Genomic DNA, 24,661 nt, shown 5'->3' with positions numbered 1-24,661 from the left:
GACGAAGCCGCCCCCCGCCGCTGACGGCGGTCTTTATGAAACGTCCAGGGAGCCCTGGGCGATCAGACGGCCGTTCTTCCGGCTAAATAATACCATATGGCTGCCCTCAAAGTCCAGCCGCACTTTTTGGCCAATCTGGTAGAGCACCCCGCCAAAGACCACGCCGGTGAGCAGGAACTCCCCGATGCGTACCTTCACGGTGGTCTCCATTCCGGTGGGCATGGCGGAGTAGATCTCCCCCTCCAGGGGGCCATTGTCACTGATGGAGAGGAACTCCGGTCGGATGCCCACCACAAAATCCTCGTCTCCCAGGACGGCCTCGTCCCCAAAGTCCTCCAACTCATGGACCTTGGCCACGTGATAGCGGAAGAGGGTATCCTTGTTCCCTTTCTCCACGTGCTTCTTGTCCTTGGCGGCCTCGGCCTCCGCGGCTTTCCGGGCCGCGTCGTCGGCGTCGGCCTGGGCGAACCAATCCGCCAGCGCCACAGGGCTCCGGGGCCGGAATACAGCCCGGGTGCCATCAAAGATGGTCAGGGCCAGGGAGCCGTCCGGCTGTTGGGCGCCCTTGGCCTCGATGAAGTTGATGGCGGGGTTGCCCACGAAGTCGGCCACAAAGAGATTGGCGGGCTTGCTGTACACGTCCAGAGGGGCGTCATACTGCTGGAGGACGCCGTTTTCAATGAGGCAGATCTTGGTGGCCAGGGTCATGGCCTCCATCTGGTCGTGGGTGACATAGACAAAGGTGGAGCCGGTGTCGATGTGAAGCCGCTGGAGCTCGGAGCGCATCTCCAGCCGGAGCTTGGCGTCCAGGTTGCTGAGGGGCTCGTCCATGAAGAGCACCGTGGGCTCGGGGGCCAGGGTGCGGGCGATGGCCACCCGCTGCTGCTGGCCGCCGGAGAGCTCGGAGGGATAGCGGTCCATGAACATGCCGATCTTCACGATGCGGGCCACCCGGCGCACGGAGAGGTCGATCTCCTCGGGGAAAAGCTTGCGCACGCTGGTGACAGGCCTGCCGTCCCTGCAATACTCAAAGTTTTCATTAAAAGTGCAGCCCTCGGCGGCGCATTTGCTTCTGGCGTTCTCCAGCTCCTTCTCCAGCTCCCCCGCCTTGCTCTTGGCGATGGTGCCAGCGTCCATGGACTCGTGGAGCTTGTAGCCCATCAGGGTCTTGGCGGTGTGGATGGAGATCTCGTACCGGTCGATGAGCTTGATGTGGGCCTTGTTCACGTCCAGCTTGCCCTTTTTGTCCACGCACTCCTGGATGGTCTTTACCACGTCCTCCGGCTTTTGGAGGATGCGGATGAGGGCGGCGGCCTTCCGGGCCTCCAGATCCACCTTGGGCAGCTCCTCCCTGATATTGGACAGGCCGAAGGAGATGTTCTGATAGACCGTCATGTTGGGCCACAGGGCATAGTTTTGAAAGAGGAAGCCCACCTTGCGTTTGTTGGGCGGGATGTTGATGCCGGCCTGGGAGTCGAAGACCACGGTGTCCCCGATGGTGATGCGGCCCGAGGTGGGGGTCTCCAGCCCGGCGATCATCCGCAGGGTGGTGGTCTTGCCGCAGCCCGAGGGGCCCAGCAGGGTGATAAAGGCGTTGTCCTCAATGACCAGATCCAGGTCGTCCACCGCGTAGAATTTGTCCCAGCGCTTGGTCACATGTTCCAATTTGATTTCAGGCATGGTTTAACCTCCGATCCCTTTGTCCAGACTGGCGCCGGTCACCTTGTTGACGATGGTGTTGCAGACCAGAATGGTGACGATCAAAATCAGATTGATGCCGCTGGAGAAGGCGTAGAGCCCCATCTCGTCGAAGTAGTCCAGCGTGGTGGCGAGGATGAAGCCCTGTACGCACAGCAGCATGAACAGGGAGAGCTCACGCAGGCAGGTCATGAAGGGCAGCAGATAGCCCGACAGGATGGAGGACTTCTGGATGGGGATGATGATGCGGGTCATCCGTTTGAACCAGGGAATATCCTGGATGATGGCCGCCTCCTCGATCTCACCGGAGAGCTGGAGCATGGAGTTGAGGCTGGAGCGGCTGGCAAAGGGGATGTACTTGATGGTGCCCGCGATAATCAGCAGGGTATACGTATTGAAAAGATTGATGTGCTGGTTGGAAAACAGGATGAAGAAGGCCGCGCCCACGGCGATGGAGGGCATCAGATAGGGTAAGAAGGCCACGGAGTTGACGTAGTTTGCCCACTTACTTCGCCGGTTTTTGGCCACGGCGTAGCCGATCAGGGTCCCGATGGTGCCCGCCAGCAGGGCGCAGGCCACGGCCACCAGGATGGTGCCCTTGAAGGCGTGCCAGATGGTCTCGTTGTGGAGAATGCCCTTCTGGCCGTACATGCCGTTCTCCGTGATGTTCTCACTGGTGGTCCACCACTTGGTGGTCAGGTTGCTGGTGTCCCCCGTATAGAGGAAGGAGTAGTCGCCGGGGTTGGGCAGGAAGGTCTCCAGGGCGAAGGAGGCGATGGGGAAAATACTGGTGAAGAAGGTGGTGACCACCAGCACCGCGGCAATGACATACTTGCCCACCTTGCCCAGGTTGATCTTGGAGGTCTGTCCCGACTTGCCGGTGACGGTGGTGTAGCTCTTCCGGCTCTTCAGGGACATCTGGTTCAGGAACATGATGGCCACGCCGAAGATCATCATGATGATGGCCAGGATGCTGGCCTCTCCGGTGTACTTGGAGTTCATGGACACATACTTGGTGGCCATGGTGGTCAGCCCCAGGTAGTGGGGCACCGGGTAGGAGCCCATGGCCGAGCCGAATACCAGCAGCACGGTGGAGAGGATGGCGGGCTTGACCATGGGCAGGGTGATCTTGCACATGGTCTTCCACTTGGGGGTGTCCAGGATGGTGGCCGCCTCCTCCAGGTTGGCGTCCATGTTGCGGAAGATGCCCCCGATGAGGATATAGGCGAAGGGGGCGTAGTGAAGGCCCAGCACCACCAGGCTTGGGAAGAGCCCCTTGCACCACCACATGGGCATGTTGATTCCCGTCAGCGCGGCCACCAGGCCGTTCTGGGTGCCGGTGACGGCGTTGGAGTTGAACAGGTTCTGCCACACCACCGCCAGGGTCCACTGGGGCATGATGTAGGGGAAGATGAAAATGGAGCTGATGTACTGTCTCCAGGCCAGGTTGGTGCGGGTGACCAGGAAGGCCACGATGCCGCCGAAGAGAATGGCTACAATACAGGTCCCCACAGCCAGCAGCACCGTATTCCAAAGCGGGGTCCACAGGTTGGCTTTGGCCAGCTTACTGGTGAAGAGATCGATGTAGTTGATGACGCTGTATCCGCTGGCCTGCCCGGTAAGGTGGGCGTCGATGGTGCCGGCGTGGATCTTGAAGGTGTCGTCCACGATGGCCACGATGGGGGCCACGGTGGTAACGGTGAGGACGATGCCCATCAGAAGCAGGATCACGTTTTGGGGTTTGGAGAGGAAGGTCTTCAGTTTGTTGAGGAAGATGGCGGACCGGCTGGCCCTGAGCGTTGCGGTATCGTTCATGACTTGCTCCTTCCTGAGTGGAGAGGGGGGCTTCGGAGGCGCCGGAACACCCTCCGGGCCCCCCTCTGCTCATGATAGCTTGCGGCGGTCGGTCATCAGCCGGCGCTGTATTTGGTCAGCATCTCGATCCAGCTGCCCACGGTAAAGGCCACGCTGTTGCAGTACTGGGGGTCCTCCAGGACCAGCTTGCCGTTGGTGCTCCACCAGTCGAAGCCCCGGTCGTTCTTGGCCGGGTAGGTGTCCACGCCGTCCACGTAGCCGCCCTCGGAGTGGTGGTAGACTTCCTCGATCTCAGCGGCCAGCTTGGGATTGGACGAGTAGCCGCCCATATCCTTGCCCCAGGCGGAGTAGCCGTCCACGGTCTCGGTGATGAAGGCGATGAGGGCGCAGGCGGTCCAGGGCAGGGGGCTGTTGTCGGTGACAAAGAGATAGTGGGAGTAGGCGTAGCCGCCGATCCCCTCGTAGCCCTCCTGATAGGCGGCCACGTCGATGTTGTTGACGGACACGGAGCTGGACTCCTCCACGCTGCGCAGCTTGGAGTACACCAGCAGGCCGAACTGGTCGGTGGCGGATTTGTCCACCAGAGTGGCGCAGATGGGGCCGTCGTCGGTCTGGGCGTTATAGGACTCCACCCACAGCTTGATCCAGGCCAGGGCGTAGGGGCCGTCGGCGCCCAGCCCCAAGTCGGCGGCGTCGGCTTCCATCTCTTTGATGGTGGGCTCGAAGTAGGCCTGCTCGTCGGCGGGCAGGGCCTCGTAGGCCTCTTTCAGCCATGCGGCGTAGTCGTCCCGGGTGAGCATGTAGAGGAAGTTCTTGCCCACCACCTCGGAGTCGATGTCCATGAAGAGCCCGTGCTCCCCCTCGGCCACGTAGTCCCAGCAGTTGTCGTAGGTCTTGGAGCCGGTGTTGTTGTACATGAACACCTTGCTGCCGCTCTGCATGGGCAGATAGCCGGTGTGCTCGGCCGCGGTGGTGTGATTGGCCTGGGCCCACTCCAGGGGGACGAAGGTGTCCAGGATCCCGGTCTGGACCATCTTGGACTCGATCTGGTTGCCGTCCTGGATGAGGGTCATGGCAAAGGTGCCGGTCTCCTTTAGGGAATCGGCGGTGAGCTGGTCGAAGATCTTGTTGTTCTTGGGGGTCTGCCAATCCTGCTCCATGGTATAGCTGGGGTCGATGGTCTGGAGGTACTCGGTGAACTTGGTCATGGCCGTTGGGCCCCGGCTGGAGTTGCCCACGGCGTGAAAGGTCTTGCCGTTGGACTCCTCGATGGCCTTTTTCGCCAGCTCTTCCAGGGTCATGGTCTCGGCCTCGGCGATGATCTTCTGGGTGGCGGTCAGATTGACGGGAGTCTCTGTGGATGCGGGGGCCAGACTGTCCACAGGAGCCTCGCTCTCGGGGCCCTTGCTCTCAGCGGCGGGGCCGCTGGAGCAGGCCGTCATAGACAGACACAGGCTAAGCGCCAACGCGCCGGACAGGATTCTTTTTTTCATGATGTCTCTCCTTTTTCTCTGTCGTCATGTCTTAAAAAAGGGCTGGAAACCATATTTTCCCGGTTCCCAGCCCATGTTCCGTTCCCTGTTTCAGGGGGCGACGGGCACTCCCTCGGCCCGAAGGCCTGCCCGGACACGGGCCGCGTCGTGCAGGTAGAGCTCGCCCTTGAGCCCGCACCACCGGGCCGCCTCGATATTCAGGTGGGAGTCGTCCACAAAGAAGCACTCCCCGGGAGCCAGGCCGAACCGGATCAGGAGCCTGCGGAAGATCTCCGGGTCCGGCTTGAGGAGTTTCTCCTCAAAGGAGAGGATGCACCCCTTCACCAGCGGCCAGGCGGGGATCCGCTCACAGAAGCGGTAGAACCCCTCCGAGGTGTTGGACAGGATGTACACCCGGCAGCCCAGCCCATCCACCTCCCGGGCCAGGTCGTTGATCTCCGCGATGGGGGTCAGCCACTCGTCCCATCGGGCCAGAGCCTCCCCCGCCGCGGCGTGGAGATGGGGAGGCAGGTGTCCCCTGATGGACTCCAGCACCGCCGTCTCCGGGATGCCCCGGTCGGTGGCGATCCAGTCCGGGTGGTCGAAGATCTCCTGGTGGAGGATGTCGGCGTCGGGCTCATTTCCGGTCAGATCCCAGGTCAGGGCATGGGTGTCGAAGTCCATCAGAACGCCGCCCACGTCGAAAATCACGTTTTTGATCATACGCGCTATTTCCTTCCAAGCGGTCCCCCGGGGCCATCCGCCCCGGGGGACCGTCCTTTTTTATCAGCCGGCGCTGTACTTGGTCAGCATCTCCACCCAGCTGCCCACGGTGAAGGCCACGTCGGCGCAGTACTCGGGATCCTCCAGGACCAGCTTGCCGTTGGTGGTCCACCAGTCGTAGCCCCGGTCGTTCTTGGCGTCAAACTGGTTCACGCCGTCCACATAGCCGCCCTCGGAGTGGTGATACTCCGCCTCGGTGTCCGCGGCCACCACGGGGTTGGAGGAATAACCGCCCATGTCCTTGCCCCAGGCGGAGAAGCCGTCGGCGGTGCAGGTCATGTAGGCGATGAAGGCGCAGGCGGTCCAGGGCAGGGGGCTGTTGTCGGTGACGAAGAGGTAGTGGCAGTAGCCGTAGCCGCCGATGCCCTCAAAGCCGTCCTGGTAAGCGGCCACGTTGATGTTGTTGACGGATACGGAGTTGGATTCCTCCACGCTGCGCAGCTTGGAGTACACCAGCAGGCCGAACTGGTCGGTGGCGGATTTATCCACCAGGGTGTTGCAGATGGGGCCATCGTCGGTCTGGGCGTTGTAGGACTCCACCCACAGCTTGATCCAGGCCAGGGCGTAAGCGCCGTCGGCGCCCAGCCCCAGGTCGGCGGCCTCAGATTCCATCTCCTTGATGGTGGGCTCAAAATAGGCCTTCTCACTGTCGGAGAGCTTGTCGTAGGCTTCCTTCAGCCAGCCGGCATAGGTATCCTCGGTGAGCATGTAGAGGAAGTTTTTGCCCACGATCTCGGAGTCGATATCCATGTACAGCCCGTGCTCCCCCTCGGCCACGAAGTCCCAGCAGTTATCATAGGTCTTGGAGCCGGTGTTGTTATACATGAACACTTTGTTAAGGGTTTGGAGGGCCAGGAAGCCGGTATAGCTGTCGGCGGTGGTGCCGTTGGCCTCGGCCCACTCCTTGGGGATAAAGGTATCCAGGATGCCGGGCTGGACCATCTTGGACTCGATTTGGTTGCCGTCCTGGATGAGGGTCATGGCGAAGGTGCCGGTATCCTTCAAAGAGTCGGCGGTGAGCTGGTCGAAGATCTTATTGTTCTTGGGCTGCTGCCACTCGAACTCCATGTTGTAGCTGGGGTCGATGGTCTGGAGGTACTCGATGAACAGGGGCAGGGCGCTCTTGCCGCGGCTGGAGTTGCCCACGCCGTAGAACATCTTGCCGTTGGACTCCTCGATGGCCTTTTTCGCCAGTTCCTCCATGGTCATCCCCTCGGCCTCGGCGATGATCTTCTGGGTGGCGGTCAGGTTGGCGGCGGGGGCCTCGGATTCGGGAAGCAGGACCTCCGGAGAGTTCTCGGGGGCCTTGCTCTCCTCAGTGGGCTTGCTGGAGCAGCCGGCCAGCAGGCCGACGGTCATGGACATGGCCAGTGCAAGAGACAATACGCGTTTCTTCATGATGTACGTTTCCTCCTTCTGATTCCTATGTCGTTGTTTTGACCAATGGCAGGACAGAGCACTCCGCCATTTCTATTTACATTTTACAAACGCAAAGTTTAAAAATCCACTGGACAAATCTGCAATTCTTTGTGTTTTTAAGCAATCTGCATGACATCTTCCAAATTATCCCCACCCGTTTTCGTCATTTCAAATAAATCCCTGCCGCTTTTTCCTCCCTGCCCTTGCTTGCTTCTCCCCCCGCCCTATGCTATAATGAGTCAAAATTTCAGCGATGCGGCACGGCAACGGGGAGGCGCTCACATGAAGCGGAATATTCTGTCCCGGACCAACGCCCTGGTGAGCCTGATCCTCGTCGTCGGTTTTGTCCTGACCGCCCTGCTCAGTTACAGGGCCAACTACGCCGCCTCCCTGCGCGGCATCGAGCAGGTGTCCACCCTCTCCTCCGAGGGGGTCTACCACCAGCTCACCATCACCTTTTCCCGGCCGGTGAACGTCTCTTTGACCATGGCCAACGACAGCCTTCTCAAATCTCTTCTCCAGGAGGAGGACGCCTCTCTGGAGGATCCCGCCTATCTGGCCCGCATCCGGGAATATCTGGGCGCCTATCGGGACAAATACGGCTACGACTCTGTTTTTCTGGTCTCCGAGGCCAGCAAGCGCTACTATAATTTCGACGGGCTGGACCGGGTCCTGACGCCGGACGAGCCGGAAAACACCTGGTATTACACGCTGGGTTCCTTCCCCGAGGACTACCGGGTGGTGGTGGACAATGACGAGGCGGCCGCCGCCGACAACGATATTACGGTCTTTGTGAACGCCAAGATCAAGGGCCCCGGCGGCGCCATGCTGGGGGCCGTGGGAGTGGGCCTGCGGGTCACCTCCCTTCAGCGGATGCTCCAGACCTACCAGGACCAGTTCGGCGTGAACGCCTATCTGATCGACGGCGGCGGCACCATCCAGATCTCCACCGACCACACCGGCTACCAGCCGGTCAGCCTCTTCCTTCTGGACCGCTATGGGGAGGAGATCCAGGAACAGCTCTCCGGCTGGCGGGAGGCGGATGTCTCACGGAGTTTCTGGGTAAAAAGGGCGGACTATGTGGTGGCCCGGTACCTCCCCGAGCTGGACTGGTATCTGGTGGTGGAACAGGACACCAGCGCCCTGCTCCGCCAGCTGGCCGGGCAGTTCGTCCTGGCTCTGGCCATCATCGCCGCCATCATCGTCACCATCCTCCTGGTCATCACCCGGGTCATCCGCAGCTTCAACCGGCAGATCATCGCCCTCACCCAGGCCAGCGAGCAGGAGCGGCACTCCATGTTTGAGCAGGCCACGGAGCAGCTTTTCGACAATATCTATGAGCTGGACATCACCCACGACTGCCCGGCCAACCGGGCCACCGAGCGGTACTTCGAAAGCCTGGGCGCACCGCCGGGGACTTCCTATGAAAAATCCCTGCGCATCGTGGCGGAAAAGCAGATCAAGGAGGGGTTCCGCCAAGGGTACATCGACACCTTTTCCCCCAAAAACGTCCAACAGGCCTTTGACGCCGGCATCGACTCCCTGCGCTACGAGTTCATGATGACCGACGACGGCGAGAACTACTACTGGATGCGCATCACCGCCCGCATGGTGCTTCTGGAGGGGGACCACTCCCTGCATATGCTGACCTACCGGCAGAACATCGACGCCGAGAAGCGGCGGGAGGAGCGGATGCGCCAGCTGGCCCAGACCGACGAGATGACCGGCTTCCTCACCAAGATGGCCACTCGGCGGGCCATCGACCTGCGTTTGGAGGAGGCCCCCGCCCGCCAGCTCCACGCCCTCTTCCTCTTCGACATCGACAACTTCAAGCAGGCCAACGACCTCCACGGCCATGCCTTCGGTGACTCCGTCATTCTGGCCTTCACTGATGCCATCCGCGCCCACTTCCCCCCGTCCGCCATCTTAGGCCGGGTGGGCGGGGACGAGTTCGTGGCCATGGTCCCCGTCCCCGACCGGCGCTGGGCGGAGGAAAAAGCCCGGGAACTGGCCGACGCCCTGGATCAGGTCCATGGCGCGGGGGATAAGGTCTGGCACGCGACGGCCAGCATCGGCGTCGCCCTCTCCGGTCAGGGACAGCCCGGCCGGCTGTCCCTCTATGAAAACGCCGACGCCGCCCTCTACCAGACCAAGGCCCGGGGCAAAAACGGCTTTACCATCTATCAGGCATGACCTTTCCGCAAAGAAGGCCCCGGCATCCTCTTGGATGCCGGGGCCTTCTTTTCTATTCGCTGCCCCAGAAGAGCCAGAACAGCGGTTTTTTCCATCCGGGCAGGGCCTCGCGGACCCGGCGGCGTTCCGCCGCCAGCCGCTCCAGGGCCCGGTCCCGCTCTTCCCCGGTCAGGATGTGCTGGCTGAACCTGGCCTTCCCCGCCAGCTCCTCCAGGGCGGGATCCTCTCTTCCGCCCCAGGGTATCAGCCTGCGGGACAGCACGTAGGCCGCCAGGACCGCCCGGTTGGTGTCGGCGGCCCGCAGCCGCCGCTTCCGCCGGTCCAGGGCCCATGCCCTGCCCAGGGCGGCCAGCAGAACCACAACCGGCGGCAAAAACCACACGGAAAGGTTCTTTCCGCCGCCCGGGCCCACGCCCGGCCCCTTTTGGGGATCCTGGCTGGGCGTGGGCACCGGGGCCTCCGGCCCCGGCGTCTCCCAGACGCTCTCCGTGGGCCTGGGCGTAGGTGTCGCTTCGGGCGCGGCCGACGCCGCCGGATCGAAGTCGTCCGGCTCGTTCTCCCCCACGCCGCCCCCCTCGAAGCCGGGGGTGAAGTCCAGAGGGTACCAGCCATAGCCGTCCAGATAGACCTCCACCCAGGCGTGGGCGGCGGAATCGGGCACCACTGCGTAGCCCGTTCGGGGCACGTCCACCACGTAGCCGCTGACGTATCGGGCGGGGATGCCCATTGTCCGCAGCAGCAGGGCCCCCGCCGTGGCAAAATGCATGCAGTAGCCCTGCCGGCTCTCATTTAAAAACCACTCCACGTAGTCCTCCCCCACCGGCGGGGCGGGGGTGTCCTGGTTATAGACGGCGTTCCTGGACAGAAGGTAGGACAGGGTGTCCGCCATCAAAATGGCGTACTGCGGCCGGATCTGCTCCACCTCCTCCTGGGTGATTTGGAGGTCCTGGCCGCCGTACACAGAGCTGGCCGTGGGGCCGGTCATCCATTTCCAGTAGCGGACAAAGTCCTCCGGAGAGCGGATGTCCTCCCGCAGGCCGACAGCGTCCAGCCACGCGGTCAGCGACTCCCGCAGCCCTTCCGGCACCTCCAGCTCATGGGCGTAGACAAATTCCCGGTAGGCCAGCTCGGCCTGGCCGTCCCGCCCATTCTCCTGCCCGTCCCGGGCGCTCCAGCCGTATCCGAAGGGGCTCTCCCAGTCGGGCTCGAAGGCGATCTCATGCTCCCAGGAACGCCAGCCCCGCGCCAAATGGGAATCCCCACCGAAGGAGGCCCCTTCGGGCAGTTCCCACAGGGCATAGGGGTAGTAGACGCACCCGCCGGGGGCGGACACGTTCTCCACCGTCATGGTGCCCGTGGACTCATAGAGGGTCTCGCCCTCCATATTGGCCCCTATCGGCCGCCTTGACACCTGTCCCAGCATCAGCAGGGGTTCCACCCCCGCCCTCCGCAGCTCCTCCAGCTCCCGCTGGGCCGCCCGGTCCAGCGGTTCCCACCGGGTGCCGGTATACACGTCGGCGGAATAGCCACGCAGATAGTGTTTCCCCGGCACGTCGGTGTGGACCCTGAGGGCGGTGCGTCCGGTACGGGAGGCCCCGCCGCCGGTGAGGTTGACGTATTCGGTGGAGCCGGAGCCCCGCCACCCCCGCCAGGGCCCCGTCAGGGCCGACAGGTCCAGCCGGTTCACCCCGGAGATCAGGTCGGAACGGGCCTGGGCCGCCCAGCCGGTCTGGGTATAGCCCTCGGTGGGCATGACCTGCATCAGCAGGGCCAGGACCAGGGCGCTGGCCCCCAGGGCGTAGGGGGTCATCCTGGCGGCCCCCGGCGGATCGCTCCTCATGGACAGGGAGGTGAGGGCCAGGGTCCCCCACACCACAATCAGGCAGGCCATGGGCAGCGCCGCCGGGGCCTCGGTGACGCACAGGGCGGGGGCCAGGGGCAGCAGCGTGGTGGCGGCCACCGGCCAGGCCCGCCGGTCCCGGCAGATGAGCCAGCCCAGCCAGACCGCCAGCACCGCCCCCGCCGCCAGCATCCACAGCGCGGACATCCTGCTCCACTGGCTCTGGGTATACTTCGCCAGCGGAACGATGGTCCCCACCCCGGGCACCTTCGCGGCGATGGTGTTCACCACCGCGCACCGAATCCACGCCTCCCCCCATATCAGCGGCTCCCACAGCCGCCAGACAGCCACGGCCCAGCCCCCGGCCAGGGCCAAGAACAGGGGCAGCTTGTACCGGGGCAGGGACCACAGGACCAGGGACAGCAGAGCCAGCGCCCCACAGCCGGCCAGGAGCAGGAAGCCGTCCACCTCTATTCCGTAGGCGGTGGCGGCTGAAAATCCGGTCCCGGCCAGCGCCAGGAACAGCAGCGCCCCGTCCCCCAAAAGCAGCAGCGGCCCTCTGGGGTAGGGCTTTCTCTTCTCCCGCCGCCTCATGGCCGCCCCTCCTCTGCCCCGGACAGGTGGAGGGCCCGTTTCATTCCGGGGGCGTCCAGGATGGACCGCCCCGTCAAAGGCGCGGGCTGGGACAGGGCCGCGCCCAGGCAGGCCGACCACTCCCCCGCCCCGGAGACGGGAAAGCTCCTGACCGCCCCGGTGGCCGGGTCCGCCCAGGCCACGGTGAAGGCTCTGCCCTCCCCCAGCAGGCCGCGGCCCAGGCCCGCCAGCCGGTCCAGCACCCGGTCCATCGCCTCCGGCGGGCCGAAGTGGTCCAGGGTGATCAGAGGCAGGGCCTTCACGTCCTCCAGGGTCTCCCGGGTCACCAGCTCGTCCCGCTTGGCCGAGAGCTTCCAATGGATCGTGTTCAGCGGGTCCCCCGGCCGGTAGGGGCGGGGGTCATAGTCCTCCCCCGGCCCTCCCCCGGGGCGGGGGCGCATCCCGGGGGCCTCCTCCTCGGGAAGGGGCGGAAGCTCCTCCCCCTCCTCCCGGGGCAGCACCGTGAGGAGGGCCCCGGCCCCCCTCCGCACCGGCAGGTAAAACAGCCCCAGACAGTCCGCCGCCCAGGCCGATAAAATATGTCCCTCCAGACAGCCGCAGTGATCCGCGGGGACGGGGACCTTTGCCCCTCCCCCGCCGCCGGGCAGGGCAAAGACCGCCTTGGCGGACATCCTCTGCCCCGTCATTTGATTGACGGTCTCCACCGTCACCCGCACCCGACCCAGAGGCAGCCCCAGCACGCTCCGGCCGGAGACCTGCCAGTACCCCGCCTCCTCCCGCCGGACCGCCGCCGGGAATGGGCCCAGACCCAGGCGGCAGGACAGCACGGCGGGCAGGCTCACCAGCACCCCCACCGGGGGCAGGCACAGGAGAAAGGCCAGCAAAAAGCCGGCCAGCCACCCGGTATAGACCACCCGCAAGGCCAGCGCCCCGGCCAACGCCAGGGCATAGCACACCCAGCGCCTCACCATGGCGTCACCCCAGGCGGGGCGGCTTCACCGCCGAAAGGATCTCCCCCACCGGGTCGGCCCCTCCGGAGGCGCCCCGGCCCGTCAGCAGGATGCGGTGGTCCACCGTGTCGCGGAATACCGCTTTCACGTCCCCGGGCACCACATAGTCCCGTCCCTGGACGTGGGCGGCGGCCCTGGACATGGCCGCCACCGCCAGGGTGGCCCGGGGACTGCCCCCCTGGGCCACCAGGGGATGGTTTCGGGTGGCCACCACCAGATCCACCACGTACTGGGCCACCTCGTCGCTGAGATAGACCCGCTCCACCGCCCGGCGCTCCGCCTCCAGCCCGGCGGCGTCGGTAACCTGGACCACCGTCTCCAGGGGGTTGCCCTCCTGCTTGCGGCGCAGCATCACTACTTCCTCAGCCGCCCCGGGATAGCCCAGCGACAGCCGCACCATGAACCGGTCCAGCTGGGAGTCGGGCAGCAGCTGGGTGCCCGAGGCCCCCGCCGGGTTCTGGGTGGCCACCACCAGGAAGGGGGAGGGCACCCGGCGGCTCACCCCGTCCACCGTCACCTGGCCCTCCTCCATGGCCTCCAAAAGGGCGGACTGGGTGCGGGAGGTGGCGCGGTTGAGCTCGTCGGCCAAAAACAGGTTGCACAGCAGCGCGCCGGGCTGGTATTCCATGCCCCCTGTCTCCTTGTTCCAGATGGAGAACCCCGTCAGGTCGGAGGGCATCACGTCCGGGGTGAACTGCACCCGGCGGTATTGAAGCCCCAGCGCCTTGGAGAAGGCCAGGGCCATAGTGGTCTTGCCCACGCCGGGGATGTCCTCCAGCAGGATATGCCCTCCCGCCAGAATGGCCAGCAGCGCCTTGGCCAGAACCTCGTCCTTTCCAACCACGGCTTTCCGCACCTCGCACAGCACTTGTGCGGCCAGCGTCTTTTCCATCGCGCGTCCCACCTTTTCCTTTTTTCTCTTTGACTGGGTTTTCCCCCACTTTGTTCCTTTTATTTATGATATCGCATGTAGAAAAAAAACGCCAGGAGAAAACCAGATTTCTTTCTCATCCCCGTTCGCCAAAAGTGGAAGGGTTTTCCCTTGCCAACTTTCAGGAAAAGGATTAGAATAATCCTAAATGTGATTTTTCCTTATCGTATACCATTAACTTCTGAAACCTGGGGAGGGCTCCGCCATGACCACGGAAAATTGTTACGCACGCATCGGGGGCGATTGGGACGGCGTGCTCAGCCGGCTGGGCTCTGAGGCGCGGGTCAGCCGTTTCCTGCGTATGGTGCCGGGCGACGCCTCCTTCCAGACCCTCTCCGATGCGCTGGCCCGCGGGGACGTCAATACCGCCTTCCGCGCCGCCCACTCCCTGAAGGGCTTGGCCCTCAACCTGGGCCTCACCCCCCTGGCCGTCTCCGCCGGCAGCCTCACCGAGCTTCTGCGCTCCGGGCAGGACCAGGGGGCGGACGGCCTGTTCCAGGAGGTCCGTGACAGCTACGACATCATCGTCGCCGCCATTCTGGAGTGGGAGGGGGGCAGCTGCCATGGCTGAGCGGCATACCGTCCTCATCGTGGACGACGTGGAGATCAACCGCTCCATCCTCTCCGATATCCTCTGTGAGGATTACTCCATCCTGGAGGCCGGCGACGGCGCCCAGGCGGTCTCCCTCCTGCGCCAGCGCCACGGCGACATCTCCATCGTCCTGCTGGATCTGGTGATGCCCGTCATGGACGGGTTCGAGGTCCTCGCCATGATGAACAAGACCGGATGGATCGAGGACACCCCCGTCATCACCATCTCCGCCGAGACCTCCTCCGGCGTCATCGACCACGCCTATGACCTGGGCGCCAGCGACTACATCAACCGCCCCTTTGACGAGCAGACCGTCCGCCGCCGGGTGCGCAACACCATCATGCTGTACAGCAAGCAGCGGGCTCTGGAGCAGGCCGTGGCCGAGCAGGTCATGGAAAAGGAGCAGTACAGCCTGACCATGGTGGAGATCCTTTCCAACATCGTGGAATTCCGGAACGGGGAGAGCGGCCTCCACGTCACCCGCATCCGTATGCTCACCGAGATTTTCCTCCAGGCCCTCATGGACCTCACCGACCGCTACCCCCTCACCCCGGCCCAGATGGCTGTCATTGTCAATGCCTCCGCCCTCCACGACATCGGCAAGATCTCCATCCCGGAGGAGATCCTCAACAAGCCCGGCAGGCTCACGGCCGAGGAATTCGAGATCATGAAGACCCACAGCGCCATCGGCGCCCATATCCTGGAGCAGGCCCCATACCGCACGGACAGCACCCTGGTGGAGACCGCCCGGCAGATCTGCCGCTGGCACCACGAGCGTTGGGACGGCGGGGGCTACCCCGACGGGCTGTCCGGCGACGACATCCCCATCAGCGCCCAGGTGGTGGCCCTGGCCGACGTCTACGACGCCCTCACCAGCCAGCGGGTCTATAAATCCGCCTACTCCCACGACAAGGCCATGGAGATGATCCTGGGCGGGGAGTGCGGCGCCTTCAATCCCATTCTGACGGACTGCCTGCGGACCGTTGGGCCCCATCTGGAGGAGGAGCTGAAGCTCCGCTCCGTCCACGGCTCAGATCCCCAGAACCGGCAGCTGGCCGCCCAGCTCATCGCCAATGGCAAGGCCTCCAGCCGCACCCTGGCCCTGCTGGAGCAGGAGCGGGTAAAATACCAGTTCTTCGCCGCCATGTCCCAGGAGATCCAGTTTGACCTGGATTTCAAAAACGACCTGCTGACCTTTTCCGACGCCGGGGCCAAACAGCTGGGGCTCAACCCCATGATCCTCCAGCCCGCCCAGAACCCGGCGCTGTGCCGGATCATGGATCCGGCCGACTACATGGACCTGTGCGGAAAGCTCCACCGGGCCTCTCCGGCCAGTCCCCTGGTCAGCGACGCCTATCAGCTCACGGTGAACGGCGGCCGCCGCTGGTTCAAGGTGGTGGCCCGGCCCATGTGGCTGGACGGAGAGCAGAAGCCCCCCACCGGGGCCATCGGAAAATTCACCGACGTCCACGACGAGCGTCTCCGCCTGGAACAGCTGCGCCAGCTGGCCGACCAGGACAGCCTCACCGGACTCAACAACCAGCGCGCCGCCCGGCAGCTTATCGAGGGCGCTCTGGCCGGCGGCAGCGGGCGGTACATCCTGCTCTTCTTCGACCTGAACGGCTTCCACCACGCCAACGACCGTTTCGGTCGCCTCTTCGGCGACCAGGTCCTCCGCCACGTGGCCCAGCAGATCCCGGCCTGGCTGGGGGAGAGCGGGGTGGCCGCCCGGGTGGGCGGAGACGACTTTCTCCTCTTCCTCCCCTGTCCCGGCGACCCCGAGGATCTGATCCGCGCCCTGATGGAATCTCTCACCCATACCTACGGCGATTTTCCCATCACCGTCAGCCTGGGGGCGGCCCTCTCCCCCGACCATGGGATGGACTACGACACGCTCTTCCGCCATGCCGATCGGGCCCTCCGCTCCGCCAAGGCGTTGGGTAAGGCCCAATACTGCCTGTATCCCGGCGCCGTCCCTTCCCCCCTGGCGGAACCCGGCCGCTGAATGAGAAAAGGAAGCCGTCCAATGGACGGCTTCCTTTTTTGTGCCACAGGCCGTCTCACGGCCGCATGGTGGCGATTTTCAGCGACTTGAAGTTGCCCCCCAGCATCTCGCTGGCGGGGATGACCACCACAAAGGCCTCCGGGTCCACCTGGGAGAGGGCCTTTTTTACCTTGGGGGTCTCCGAGGGCTTGACGGCGGCCAGCAGCACGCTGCGCCCCGCCCCGGTGTACATGCCCACGCCGTCCAGCTTGGTCACCGCCCGGTGGAGCATGGCCAGCAGGGGCGCCGACACCTCCTTGGGGTCCTTGCTGGTGATGATGAGGCAGACGTTCCCCTGCTCGAAGCCCAGCAGGGCCTTATCGGCGAAGGCGGAGCAGACGAAGATGGTCAAAATGGCGTAGAGGCCCACCTCGATGTTCCCGAACACCGCCATGGCGAAGATGACCACCGCCCCGTCCACCAGCAGGCTCATCTTCCCCACGCTGGTGCCGGGGAACCGGCTCACCAGCAGGCGGTTCACCAGGTCGGTACCCCCGGTGGAGCCGTTGCCCAGCACCAGCAGGGCCATCCCCCCGCCGTACATGGCCCCGCCGAAGACGGTGGCCACCAGGGGGTCACTGGTCATGGTGGGCAGGAAGGAGGTGGCCTCCACCAGGAGGCTGTAAAGGAGGCTCCCCACCAGGGTGTTGCGGGTGAACCTCCACCCCCGCACCGCGAGGCTGATGGCCAGCAGGGGCAGGTTCATCAGGAGGATGAGGACCGAGATGCGCAGGGGGATCAGCCGGCTTAAAACCGTGGCCACGCCGGCCAGCCCCCCGGCGGCGATGTCGTTCCCCGCCAGGAACAGATTGAGGGACATGGCGTACAGGAGGATGCCGCCGAAGACGCAGCCCCACTCCCGCACCGCCTCATGCCGCTGGAAAAAGGTCCCCATACCGCCGCCGCCTTTCTCTTTTGGGCGCGCTTTCCATTCTATTGTTTTAAATCAGGGACGAGAGCACGTTCGCCTTGGTGACGATACCCATGAGCTGGCCGTCGTCGTCCACCACGCCGATGGGATAGGGGGCCTCGGCGGCGATGGGCATGATGTCGGCCACCAGGGTGTCCGGCCCGGTGGTGGGCACGTCGGTCTGGATCATCCCCGCGATGGTAAGGCCCTCCTGCCGGGCCTTCAGGGCGTCCCGGATGGTGAGGATGCCTCTGAGCCGCAGCTCGTCGTCCACCACGTAGGCGGTGGACAGGGCGTTGCGGCTCATGACCCGGATGGCCCGCTCGGCGCCGTCGCTCTCCCGCACCAGGGCGTCGGGGGTAATCATGATGTTCCGGGCGGTGAGGACCTTGGCCTTGTCGGCGCTGTTGATGAAGGCCTGGACGTACTCGTCCGCCGGGTGGGCGCTCATCTCCTCGGGGGTGTCCACCTGGACGATCTTGCCGTCCCGCATGATGGCCACCATGTCCCCCAGCTTGAAGGCCTCGTCGATGTCGTGGGTGATGAAGATGACGGTCTTGCCCAGCTTGCGCTGGATTTGGAGCAGCTCGAACTGCATGTCCCGCCGCACCAGGGGGTCCAGGGCGGAGAAGGGCTCATCCATCAGCAGGACCTCCGGGTCGTTGGCCAGGGCCCGGGCGATGCCCACCCGCTGGCGCATGCCGCCGGACAGGCTGCCGCAGTTCTGCTTCTCCCAGCCGTCCAGGCCCACCATGTGTATGACCTCCATGGCCCGCCGCTCCCGCTCCTCCCGGGACATGCCCCGGACCTCCAGGCCGTAGGACACATTCCCCAGCACGTCCCGGTGGCTCATGAGGCCGAAGGACTGGAACACCATGGAGATTTTTGTCCGCCGGAATTCAAGCAGCTCCTGCTTGTTGAACTCGGCCAGGTCCCGGCCCTCGAAGCGCACGTGCCCCGCCGAGGGCCGGTTGAGCCGGTTGAAGCACCGCACCAGGGTGGACTTGCCCGAGCCGGACAGGCCGATGATGACGAAGATCTTCCCCTTGGGGATGGTCAAATTTATGTCCCACAGGCCCACGGTGACGCCGGTCTTTTTGTGGACCTCGTCCTTCTCGCCGCCCGCCTCCATCATCCGCACCGCCTCCTGGCGGTTGAGCCCGTAGAGCTTGGAGACGTGTTCCACCTCGATGATGGTATTCTGGTTTTTCTCGCTCATAGTTGTCCCCTCCTCACTGACGGGCCGCGTCTTCCAGCTTCTTGTCCTTCTCGGCCAGCGCCTGGGTCAGCCGGTCCAGCACCACGGCCATGACCACCACGCACACGCCGGCCACCAGCCCCCGGCCGATCTGCACCCGCTGCACGGCGTTCAGGACTTCCATCCCGAGGCCCCGGGCGCCGATCATGGAGCAGGTCACCACCATGGCCATGGCCATCATCAGCGTCTGGTTGACGCCGGTCATGATGGTGGGCAGGGCTTGGGGTATCTGCACCTTAAAGAGGGCCTGCCACCGGGTGGAGCCGAAGGAGACCGCCGCCTCCACCACCTCCTTGTCCACCTGCCGGATACCGAGGCTCGTCAGCCGGATGACGGGCACGATGGCGTAGACCACCGTGGCGATGACCGCCGAGGCGTTGCCCAGGCCGAACAGCAGCAGTGCGGGGATCAAATAGACGAACACCGGCATGGTCTGCATGGTGTCCATGATGGGCCGGGCGATTTTATTGGCCCGGGCGGAACCGGAGATGAGCACGCCGATGGGCAGACCCAGCAGCAGGGCGATGACCACGCTGGCCAGCACGATGGACAGGGTCAGCTTCATCTCCTCCCACAGCCCCACCACGCCGATGAGGGCCACCAGCACGGCGTAGAGGATCCCGCTGGTGAGGCGCTTGCGTGCGTACCAGCCCAGGGCAAAGACCCCGGCCAGGAAGAGGGTCCAGGGGATGTGGTTCAGCAGCCAGTTGAAAGCGGTGACCAATCCGTCCAGCCCGCCCCGGATGGCCCCCAGCACCGGCTCGGCGCTCACGGCGAAGGAGCGCACGCCGGAATCGATGGCGTCGGTGTTGGGCTGAAAGACAGCCGGGAAGGTGAAGAGGTCCATCCCCGCCTCGCCGGAGATCTCCCCGGTGAGAAGGGCCGCCTGCTCCGGGGTGAGCCACTTCTCCAGCAGCTCCGGGTGCTGTTCCAGCAGCCACAGCCCCGCCTGGCTGTAATCCTCCCCCGTCTCCTGGATATAGGCCAGCGCCTCGCTGATGAGGGCGGAGGAGGTGTGGTATTTGGAGAGGAATTCACAAAATTCCGGGTTGTCTTGGGCGAACTGGTTGCTGACGCCCACGGCCACGGTCACCGCCGGATAGGCCCCCAGGCCGTCCTGATAGGTGGCCGGGTCATAGGGGGTGTCCTCCAGCAGCACCATGTCGTACTGTCCCAGCAGCCAGGTGGGCTCCCAGTAGTAGGCCACGATGGGCTGCTGTTTGTCCCAAGCGGAGGTGATGACCGAGTCCAGGGCAGCCTGGCTGCCGGGGACCAGGTAGTTATAATACTGGTCCAGACCGTAGGCGGCCACCTTTTTCCCCATGATCTCGGTGGCGTCCCAGCCAGGGATGCCGCCGTAGATGATGCCCTTGGAGGCGTCCTCCGGGTCGGGGAAGAGTTCGGGATAATTGGCCAGATCCTTCACCGTCTTGAGCCCCGGGTTGGCGTCGGCCACGTACCGGGGGATGTACAGCCCTTGATAGTTGTCGTTGAAGTTGATGCCAAGCTCCTGGAATTTCCCCGCGTCCCGGTCCTCGGCGTAGCCGGTGATGTTGTCGCTCCACTCCTCCATCACCACGTCCACCTCGCCCTTGATCAGGGCCTCGTGGATGATGGGGGTGGAACCGGGGATCTCGGTCCAGGTGTAGCCAAAGACCTCCTGGGCGATGTACCCGGCGATGGCGTTGTTGAGCTTGATGGAATCCCAGCCCACGTCGGCAAAGACGATCTCCCCGCCGGGCTGGGTCGCCCCGGCCGGGACACCCCCCGCCAGGACCGCCGTCCCCATCACCAGCGCCAGGGCTCCGGCCCATAGCCGCTCTCGTTTCCTCATGACGTCGCCTCCTCTCGGCACTCCTCCCGCAGCAGCCGGGACACCCGCTCGATGTCCCCGGCGTTGCAGGCCACTACCAATACGTCCCCCGCCTCCAGCGCCGCGTCCGGGCCGGGGGAGAGCCTTGCCTCCTCCCCCCGCCGCAGGGCCACCACCGTGGCCCCCGTCCGCTGGCGGAACTGGAGGTCCTGCAGATTCCGCCCCACCGCGGGGCTTTGGGGGTCCAGGGCAAATTCATAAGTCCGCAGCCGGTCGCTGCTGCGGAATCGCTCCTCCAGGTCCATCACCCGCTGGAAGGTGTCGGTGATCTCACCGTTGAGCCGGTCCCGCTGGGCGATGAGCTCCCGCAGCCTGGTCCGCAGAGCCAGCAGGTCGCTGTCCGCCTTGGACTGCTCCACATACTCCGCCGCCCGGGAGCGAGAGGCCACCTCCGCCCCTACGTTCTGTCGGATGGTCACCACGCCCACGTCGGCCAGCAGGCCCAGGGCCCTGCGGATGGTCTCCTGGGACACCCCGTATTGGGAACCCATCAGGGACCGTCCGGTGAACCGGACCCCCTCCCCCAGCTCCCCGGCGGCGATTTTGGCCGCCATATCGTGGGCCACTTGGGCGTAGATGGGGATATGTTCCGCTCTTCTCACGTGGATCGCTCCTCTTCTTTGTACTGACAACTCTATTTTATATTTAAAGTTGTCACTTGTCAATCGAAACCTGTCGCGGAAAACAGGGGCAGGAGGCGGAGAGGTCCCGCCGGGCCCCAAGCCAATACAAATGCCGCAGTCCATATATTCTCCCCCGCTCAGGCATTCTTTTTCCACAGTTTTTCCGGACATTTCTTTCACCAGCCTCAACTCAACCTATGGTTTGGCGCCTTTCCCGCCCTTTCCTGCTATAATGGCCCTATCCCATCAAACAGGAGGCCCCCCATGGATAATACAAAAACGGGTTGTTTCATCAAAGAGGTCCGCGCCCAAAAGGGCATGACCCAGAAGGAGCTGGCCGGTCTGCTCCATGTCACGGACCGGGCCGTCTCCAAATGGGAGCGGGGCCAGTGCGCCCCCGACATCGCCCTTCTGGAACCGCTGTCGGAGGCGCTGGGCGTCTCCATCGTGGAACTGCTCCAAGGGGAGCGTCTCGCCCCCGGTGAACAGGCGGAGGAGGCCGAGGCCCGGGCCAAGCGCCTTCTGGGTTATTCCAGGCAGGAGCTTAGGCGCAAGCTCAGGACCTTCCGCGCCAAATACGCCGCGGCCGCCGCCTGCCTGGCCGCCCTGGTCCTGCTGGGCGGCCTCCTTCTCTGGCGGGGGGGATATTTCTCCGTCGTGGACACCCGCCCCTCCCCCGACGGCACCGCCGCCGTCACCGTCTATGGCCGGGATATTTACGGCTCCGCCATGCTTCCCCAGCCCGCCGTCTCCCTCCGGGTGAAGCGGCCGGACGGGGCCGAGATCCGGATCTCCTATGGAGAGTGTACCTACCAGGGGCTTTGGTGGGCCCCTGACGGCAAGAAATACGTCCTCTCCCTCCGGTACGGGGAACAGACCCGCCTCGCCCTGGCGTGGCTGGAGCGAAACTCTGAAAGCAACCTGTCCGCCTGCCTCTCCATGGGGCTGGGCGCCAGCGAGCTGGCCCGGTATGGCCTGCCCAGCGGCGGCGACCCCTTCGCGCCGGAGATCCAATATCAGTTTCTCCAGTGGAGCGCCGACAGCTCCGCCATGCTGCTGTACTGCTCCTTCTCCGACGCCGCCGGAGTCCCCCGCTCGGGGTACTTCTGGTACGACTGCGAAACCGGCCAGTGCCGCGCCCCCTTCGAGCTGGAACAGCCCGGGTAAAAAGGCCGCGAAAAGGCCCCGGAAAGGAATTTTCTTTCCGGGGCCTTTTTCTGTTCGATCCATTGGGCCTGAGCGGTTATTGTTCGGCCTGTTTCTTCTCGTAGATGAGCCGCAGGCCGTCCAGCACCAGGTCCCGGTCCACTACGTCGATGACCGGGGTGTTGTCGGCCACCATCCGGGCCAGCCCCCCGGTGGCGATGACCTTGCAGTCCTCCGCCCCCAGCTCTTCCTTGGCCAGGCGCACCAGGTATTCGATGGAGCCGATATACCCCAGCACCACGCCGGCCTGGATGTGGCCCACGGCGGTGGTGTTCAGCACCTTCTCCGGCCGGGCCAGCTCCACCCGGGGCAGGAGGGAGGTCTTGGAGGAGAGGGCGTCGGCGGACACCTTCACTCCGGCGGTGATGCACCCGCCCATGTACTCCCCCTTGGCGTTCAAGGCGTCCAGGGTGGTGGCGGTGCCGAAGTCCAGCACCACGCAGGGGGCGCCGTACCGGGCCATGGCGGCCACGCAGGCCACCGACCGGTCGGGCCCCAGGTGCTCGTCGCTCTCCACCCCCAGCTTCAACCCCGCCTCGGCCTCGTCCACGATGATGATGGGCTCCCTGCCGAAATACTTCATCATGGCGTTGGCCAGGGTGTGCATGATGGTGGGCACCACCGAGGCGATGATGACGTCCTCCACCTCCTCCGGGTCCAGCCCGAAGCGGCGGAAGTAATCACAGGCGAACAAGCCGATCTCGTCGCTGGTCCGGTCCGGGTCGGTTTTCAGCCGGAAGCTCCCCTTCATCTCCCCGCCGTCATAGATGCCAAAGCACAGGTTGGTGTTGCCCACGTCGATCGCCAATAACATATCGTTCCCCTCACTTCATCTCCGCCATACGGCAGTTGATTTTGCCCGCCTCCAATTCAATGAGGCCATAGGTGGCCTTGGGAAAGCCCCGGATGGTGCCGGGGTTCATGACCCAGAGGCTCCCGTCCAGAAAGCAAAGGGGCTGGTGGGTGTGGCCGAATACCACCACATCCTCCCCCCGGCTCCGGGCCTCCTCCGTCAGCAGGCCGATGCCCAGCTTCACCCGGTAGGTGTGGCCGTGGAGCATCCAGATCCGCTTTCCCCCCAGGAAAAGCTCCTTCTCCTCGGGAAAGCCGTCTCCCCAGCCGTCGCAGTTGCCCCGCACCTGTTCCAGCGCCAGGCCGGGAAAGGCCTCCAGCAACCGCTGGCCGTCCCGGGTCACGTCCCCCAGGTGGAGGACCCGGTCGGGCCGTTCTAATTCCACCGCCCGGCGCATATAGTCCAGATTCCCATGGGAATCGGAGCAGACCAACAGCTTCACGCTGTCACCTTCTTCCCTTTGACACATATACTAAAGAGAAACCCACTATAAATACAGGGAGGGACCTGCTATGAGCAAACACGATCCAGATCTGGATGCCCTGAAAAAAGACCCCCAGGCCGCCCAGCTCCTCAAAGACCCCGGCGCTTTGAAATCCCTGCTCTCGGCGCCCGAGACCCAAAAGCTGATGAATCTCCTGAACCAGAGCGCCGGCGGCTCCCTTCAGGATGCCGCCCACGCCGCCGCCAAGGGAAAGCCGGACGCCCTCATGGGCCTGCTGAGCCAGGTCATGCAGAGCAAGGAGGGGGCCCAGGCGGTGGAGGGCCTTCAGAAAAAGACCACAAAATAACGCCGCCGCCGGAGGGGAGGGATCATCATGGCGGACCTGCAAGAACAGCTCCAGGCCATTCTGGGGGACCCGGAGGCCATGGGCCAGATCACCGCCATCGCCCGGGCCCTCACGGGCTCGGACGTCCCGCCGCCCCCCGCCCCGGAGCCGGAGGCCCAGGACGTGGATTACATACCGGTGGACCACACCGGGGAGGAAGCCCCGGCCCCGGAGGAGGAACCCACCGGCTCCCCCTCCCCCGGTGAGGGACAGGGGCCGGACCTGTCCGCCCTCTTCTCCCTCCTGGGAAACGGGAACCTGCCGGACATCGACCCCAGGCTCATCCAGATCGCCCTGCGGGTGTATTCAGAATACTCCTCCCAGGACGACGACAAGGCTGCCCTCCTGGGGGCCCTGAAGCCCTTCCTCCGCCAGGAGCGCCGGGAGAAGATGGAGAAGGCCGAAAAGATCGCCCGGCTGTCCCGGGTGGTGCGGGTGGCCCTCCAACTGCTCAAGGAAGAGGGGGACGGCCATGTATAATCCCTATCTGCCCCAACCCGGCCCAGCCGAGGAGCCCGTCACTCCGCCCCCCACCCAAAGCGGGGAGAAACACGAAAAGAAGGGGCTGTCGGCCCTTCTGAAGGGCCTCAAGCTGGACGATCTGGACACGGGAGACGTGCTCCTCCTCCTCATCCTCCTCTTCCTCTTTCTGGACGACCGGGAGGATAATCTGGAACTGCTCATCACCCTGGGCCTAATGCTTATCCTATAAAAGAA

General features: G+C 64.4%; 21 protein-coding genes. 7 read left to right on the top strand and 14 right to left on the bottom strand.

Going from position 1 to position 24,661, the window contains the following annotated elements:
* Nucleotides 1-33 precede the first annotated feature (33 nt).
* From AAEU42_RS12425 to AAEU42_RS12405, 5 genes are all read right to left on the bottom strand, one after another.
* Nucleotides 34-1,680, bottom strand: coding sequence for an ABC transporter ATP-binding protein (locus AAEU42_RS12425; RefSeq protein ID WP_342233885.1), 1,647 nt, complete (start codon nt 1,678-1,680; stop codon nt 34-36).
* Nucleotides 1,681-1,683: 3 nt separating this feature from the next.
* Complete coding sequence (locus AAEU42_RS12420; RefSeq protein WP_342233884.1) at nt 1,684-3,513, bottom strand: ABC transporter permease; 1,830 nt, start codon at nt 3,511-3,513, stop codon at nt 1,684-1,686.
* Between the two features lie 95 nt (nt 3,514-3,608).
* Nucleotides 3,609-5,006, bottom strand: a complete 1,398-nt coding sequence (locus tag AAEU42_RS12415; RefSeq protein ID WP_342233883.1) for a hypothetical protein — start codon at nt 5,004-5,006, stop codon at nt 3,609-3,611.
* A gap of 90 nt (nt 5,007-5,096) precedes the next feature.
* Nucleotides 5,097-5,708 (bottom strand): HAD family hydrolase, encoded by a 612-nt coding sequence (locus AAEU42_RS12410; protein ID WP_342233882.1) that lies wholly within the window; start codon nt 5,706-5,708, stop codon nt 5,097-5,099.
* 63 nt (nt 5,709-5,771) lie between these two features.
* The gene (locus tag AAEU42_RS12405; protein WP_342233881.1) at nt 5,772-7,166 is read right to left on the bottom strand and encodes a putative periplasmic lipoprotein; all 1,395 of its coding nucleotides are present in this window, start codon (nt 7,164-7,166) and stop codon (nt 5,772-5,774) included.
* Between the two features lie 303 nt (nt 7,167-7,469).
* Between AAEU42_RS12405 and AAEU42_RS12400 the strand changes: the two genes are divergently transcribed.
* Nucleotides 7,470-9,380: a sensor domain-containing diguanylate cyclase gene (locus tag AAEU42_RS12400; RefSeq protein ID WP_342233880.1), complete on the top strand. Its 1,911-nt coding sequence runs from the start codon at nt 7,470-7,472 to the stop codon at nt 9,378-9,380.
* Between the two features lie 52 nt (nt 9,381-9,432).
* On the opposite strand, the gene AAEU42_RS12395 is transcribed toward AAEU42_RS12400, so the two are convergent.
* The 3 genes from AAEU42_RS12395 to AAEU42_RS12385 are packed head-to-tail and all read right to left on the bottom strand — an operon-like array spanning nt 9,433 to nt 13,716.
* A complete protein-coding gene (locus tag AAEU42_RS12395) occupies nt 9,433-11,814 on the bottom strand; it encodes a transglutaminaseTgpA domain-containing protein (RefSeq protein WP_342233879.1) in 2,382 nt (793 codons plus the stop codon).
* The gene (locus AAEU42_RS12390) at nt 11,811-12,785 is read right to left on the bottom strand and encodes a DUF58 domain-containing protein (protein ID WP_342233878.1); all 975 of its coding nucleotides are present in this window, start codon (nt 12,783-12,785) and stop codon (nt 11,811-11,813) included. The genes AAEU42_RS12395 and AAEU42_RS12390 overlap by 4 nt, the downstream gene beginning before the upstream one ends.
* A gap of 4 nt (nt 12,786-12,789) precedes the next feature.
* Nucleotides 12,790-13,716: an AAA family ATPase gene (locus tag AAEU42_RS12385; protein ID WP_342233877.1), complete on the bottom strand. Its 927-nt coding sequence runs from the start codon at nt 13,714-13,716 to the stop codon at nt 12,790-12,792.
* 244 nt (nt 13,717-13,960) lie between these two features.
* On the opposite strand from AAEU42_RS12385, the gene AAEU42_RS12380 reads away from it, so the two are divergent.
* The gene (locus AAEU42_RS12380; RefSeq protein WP_342233876.1) at nt 13,961-14,326 is read left to right on the top strand and encodes an Hpt domain-containing protein; all 366 of its coding nucleotides are present in this window, start codon (nt 13,961-13,963) and stop codon (nt 14,324-14,326) included.
* Complete coding sequence (locus AAEU42_RS12375) at nt 14,319-16,352, top strand: bifunctional diguanylate cyclase/phosphohydrolase (RefSeq protein ID WP_342233875.1); 2,034 nt, start codon at nt 14,319-14,321, stop codon at nt 16,350-16,352. The genes AAEU42_RS12380 and AAEU42_RS12375 overlap by 8 nt, the downstream gene beginning before the upstream one ends.
* 55 nt (nt 16,353-16,407) lie before the next feature.
* Here AAEU42_RS12375 and AAEU42_RS12370 read toward each other — a convergent pair whose 3' ends face one another.
* Genes AAEU42_RS12370 through AAEU42_RS12355 form a run of 4 tightly spaced genes read right to left on the bottom strand, consistent with a single transcriptional unit; the run spans nt 16,408 to nt 21,034 of the window.
* Nucleotides 16,408-17,286: a YitT family protein gene (locus AAEU42_RS12370; RefSeq protein ID WP_342233874.1), complete on the bottom strand. Its 879-nt coding sequence runs from the start codon at nt 17,284-17,286 to the stop codon at nt 16,408-16,410.
* A gap of 46 nt (nt 17,287-17,332) precedes the next feature.
* Nucleotides 17,333-18,520 (bottom strand): quaternary amine ABC transporter ATP-binding protein, encoded by a 1,188-nt coding sequence (locus tag AAEU42_RS12365; RefSeq protein WP_342233873.1) that lies wholly within the window; start codon nt 18,518-18,520, stop codon nt 17,333-17,335.
* Between the two features lie 13 nt (nt 18,521-18,533).
* Entirely contained in the window at nt 18,534-20,393 is a 1,860-nt protein-coding gene (locus tag AAEU42_RS12360; protein ID WP_342233872.1) for a glycine betaine ABC transporter substrate-binding protein, read from the bottom strand.
* Nucleotides 20,390-21,034 carry a GntR family transcriptional regulator gene (locus AAEU42_RS12355; protein ID WP_342233871.1) on the bottom strand — a complete coding sequence of 215 codons (645 nt, stop codon included), beginning with the start codon at nt 21,032-21,034 and terminating at the stop codon, nt 20,390-20,392. The genes AAEU42_RS12360 and AAEU42_RS12355 overlap by 4 nt, the downstream gene beginning before the upstream one ends.
* A 285-nt stretch (nt 21,035-21,319) precedes the next feature.
* Between AAEU42_RS12355 and AAEU42_RS12350 the strand changes: the two genes are divergently transcribed.
* Nucleotides 21,320-22,222, top strand: a complete 903-nt coding sequence (locus tag AAEU42_RS12350) for a helix-turn-helix domain-containing protein (RefSeq protein WP_342233870.1) — start codon at nt 21,320-21,322, stop codon at nt 22,220-22,222.
* 76 nt (nt 22,223-22,298) lie between these two features.
* Here AAEU42_RS12350 and AAEU42_RS12345 read toward each other — a convergent pair whose 3' ends face one another.
* Together AAEU42_RS12345 and AAEU42_RS12340 are read right to left on the bottom strand one after the other, a co-directional pair.
* Entirely contained in the window at nt 22,299-23,075 is a 777-nt protein-coding gene (locus AAEU42_RS12345) for a type III pantothenate kinase (RefSeq protein ID WP_342233869.1), read from the bottom strand.
* Between the two features lie 10 nt (nt 23,076-23,085).
* Nucleotides 23,086-23,556: a metallophosphoesterase family protein gene (locus AAEU42_RS12340; protein ID WP_342233868.1), complete on the bottom strand. Its 471-nt coding sequence runs from the start codon at nt 23,554-23,556 to the stop codon at nt 23,086-23,088.
* A gap of 70 nt (nt 23,557-23,626) precedes the next feature.
* Here AAEU42_RS12340 and AAEU42_RS12335 point away from each other — a divergent pair, with 70 nt between their 5' ends.
* Genes AAEU42_RS12335 through AAEU42_RS12325 form a run of 3 tightly spaced genes read left to right on the top strand, consistent with a single transcriptional unit; the run spans nt 23,627 to nt 24,656 of the window.
* A complete protein-coding gene (locus tag AAEU42_RS12335; protein WP_342233867.1) occupies nt 23,627-23,905 on the top strand; it encodes a hypothetical protein in 279 nt (92 codons plus the stop codon).
* A 27-nt stretch (nt 23,906-23,932) separates the two neighbouring features.
* Nucleotides 23,933-24,424, top strand: coding sequence for a hypothetical protein (locus AAEU42_RS12330; RefSeq protein ID WP_342233866.1), 492 nt, complete (start codon nt 23,933-23,935; stop codon nt 24,422-24,424).
* Complete coding sequence (locus AAEU42_RS12325; protein ID WP_342233865.1) at nt 24,417-24,656, top strand: hypothetical protein; 240 nt, start codon at nt 24,417-24,419, stop codon at nt 24,654-24,656. The genes AAEU42_RS12330 and AAEU42_RS12325 overlap by 8 nt, the downstream gene beginning before the upstream one ends.
* Nucleotides 24,657-24,661: the final 5 nt, after the last annotated feature.

Origin of the sequence: Pseudoflavonifractor phocaeensis (assembly GCF_038439875.1) — a bacterium.
Lineage (GTDB): Bacteria > Bacillota > Clostridia > Oscillospirales > Oscillospiraceae > Vermiculatibacterium.
The sequence above is the reverse complement of the archived record's forward strand: the minus strand, read 5'-3'. Positions and strand labels throughout refer to the sequence as shown.

Coding starts and splice junctions, on each gene's coding strand:
- AAEU42_RS12425 (WP_342233885.1), bottom strand. CDS start 1,680: ATGCCTGAAATCAAATTGGAACATGTGACCAAGCGCTGGGACAAATTC.
- AAEU42_RS12420 (WP_342233884.1), bottom strand. CDS start 3,513: ATGAACGATACCGCAACGCTCAGGGCCAGCCGGTCCGCCATCTTCCTC.
- AAEU42_RS12415 (WP_342233883.1), bottom strand. CDS start 5,006: ATGAAAAAAAGAATCCTGTCCGGCGCGTTGGCGCTTAGCCTGTGTCTG.
- AAEU42_RS12410 (WP_342233882.1), bottom strand. CDS start 5,708: ATGATCAAAAACGTGATTTTCGACGTGGGCGGCGTTCTGATGGACTTC.
- AAEU42_RS12405 (WP_342233881.1), bottom strand. CDS start 7,166: ATGAAGAAACGCGTATTGTCTCTTGCACTGGCCATGTCCATGACCGTC.
- AAEU42_RS12400 (WP_342233880.1), top strand. CDS start 7,470: ATGAAGCGGAATATTCTGTCCCGGACCAACGCCCTGGTGAGCCTGATC.
- AAEU42_RS12395 (WP_342233879.1), bottom strand. CDS start 11,814: ATGAGGCGGCGGGAGAAGAGAAAGCCCTACCCCAGAGGGCCGCTGCTG.
- AAEU42_RS12390 (WP_342233878.1), bottom strand. CDS start 12,785: ATGGTGAGGCGCTGGGTGTGCTATGCCCTGGCGTTGGCCGGGGCGCTG.
- AAEU42_RS12385 (WP_342233877.1), bottom strand. CDS start 13,716: ATGGAAAAGACGCTGGCCGCACAAGTGCTGTGCGAGGTGCGGAAAGCC.
- AAEU42_RS12380 (WP_342233876.1), top strand. CDS start 13,961: ATGACCACGGAAAATTGTTACGCACGCATCGGGGGCGATTGGGACGGC.
- AAEU42_RS12375 (WP_342233875.1), top strand. CDS start 14,319: ATGGCTGAGCGGCATACCGTCCTCATCGTGGACGACGTGGAGATCAAC.
- AAEU42_RS12370 (WP_342233874.1), bottom strand. CDS start 17,286: ATGGGGACCTTTTTCCAGCGGCATGAGGCGGTGCGGGAGTGGGGCTGC.
- AAEU42_RS12365 (WP_342233873.1), bottom strand. CDS start 18,520: ATGAGCGAGAAAAACCAGAATACCATCATCGAGGTGGAACACGTCTCC.
- AAEU42_RS12360 (WP_342233872.1), bottom strand. CDS start 20,393: ATGAGGAAACGAGAGCGGCTATGGGCCGGAGCCCTGGCGCTGGTGATG.
- AAEU42_RS12350 (WP_342233870.1), top strand. CDS start 21,320: ATGGATAATACAAAAACGGGTTGTTTCATCAAAGAGGTCCGCGCCCAA.
- AAEU42_RS12345 (WP_342233869.1), bottom strand. CDS start 23,075: ATGTTATTGGCGATCGACGTGGGCAACACCAACCTGTGCTTTGGCATC.
- AAEU42_RS12335 (WP_342233867.1), top strand. CDS start 23,627: ATGAGCAAACACGATCCAGATCTGGATGCCCTGAAAAAAGACCCCCAG.
- AAEU42_RS12330 (WP_342233866.1), top strand. CDS start 23,933: ATGGCGGACCTGCAAGAACAGCTCCAGGCCATTCTGGGGGACCCGGAG.
- AAEU42_RS12325 (WP_342233865.1), top strand. CDS start 24,417: ATGTATAATCCCTATCTGCCCCAACCCGGCCCAGCCGAGGAGCCCGTC.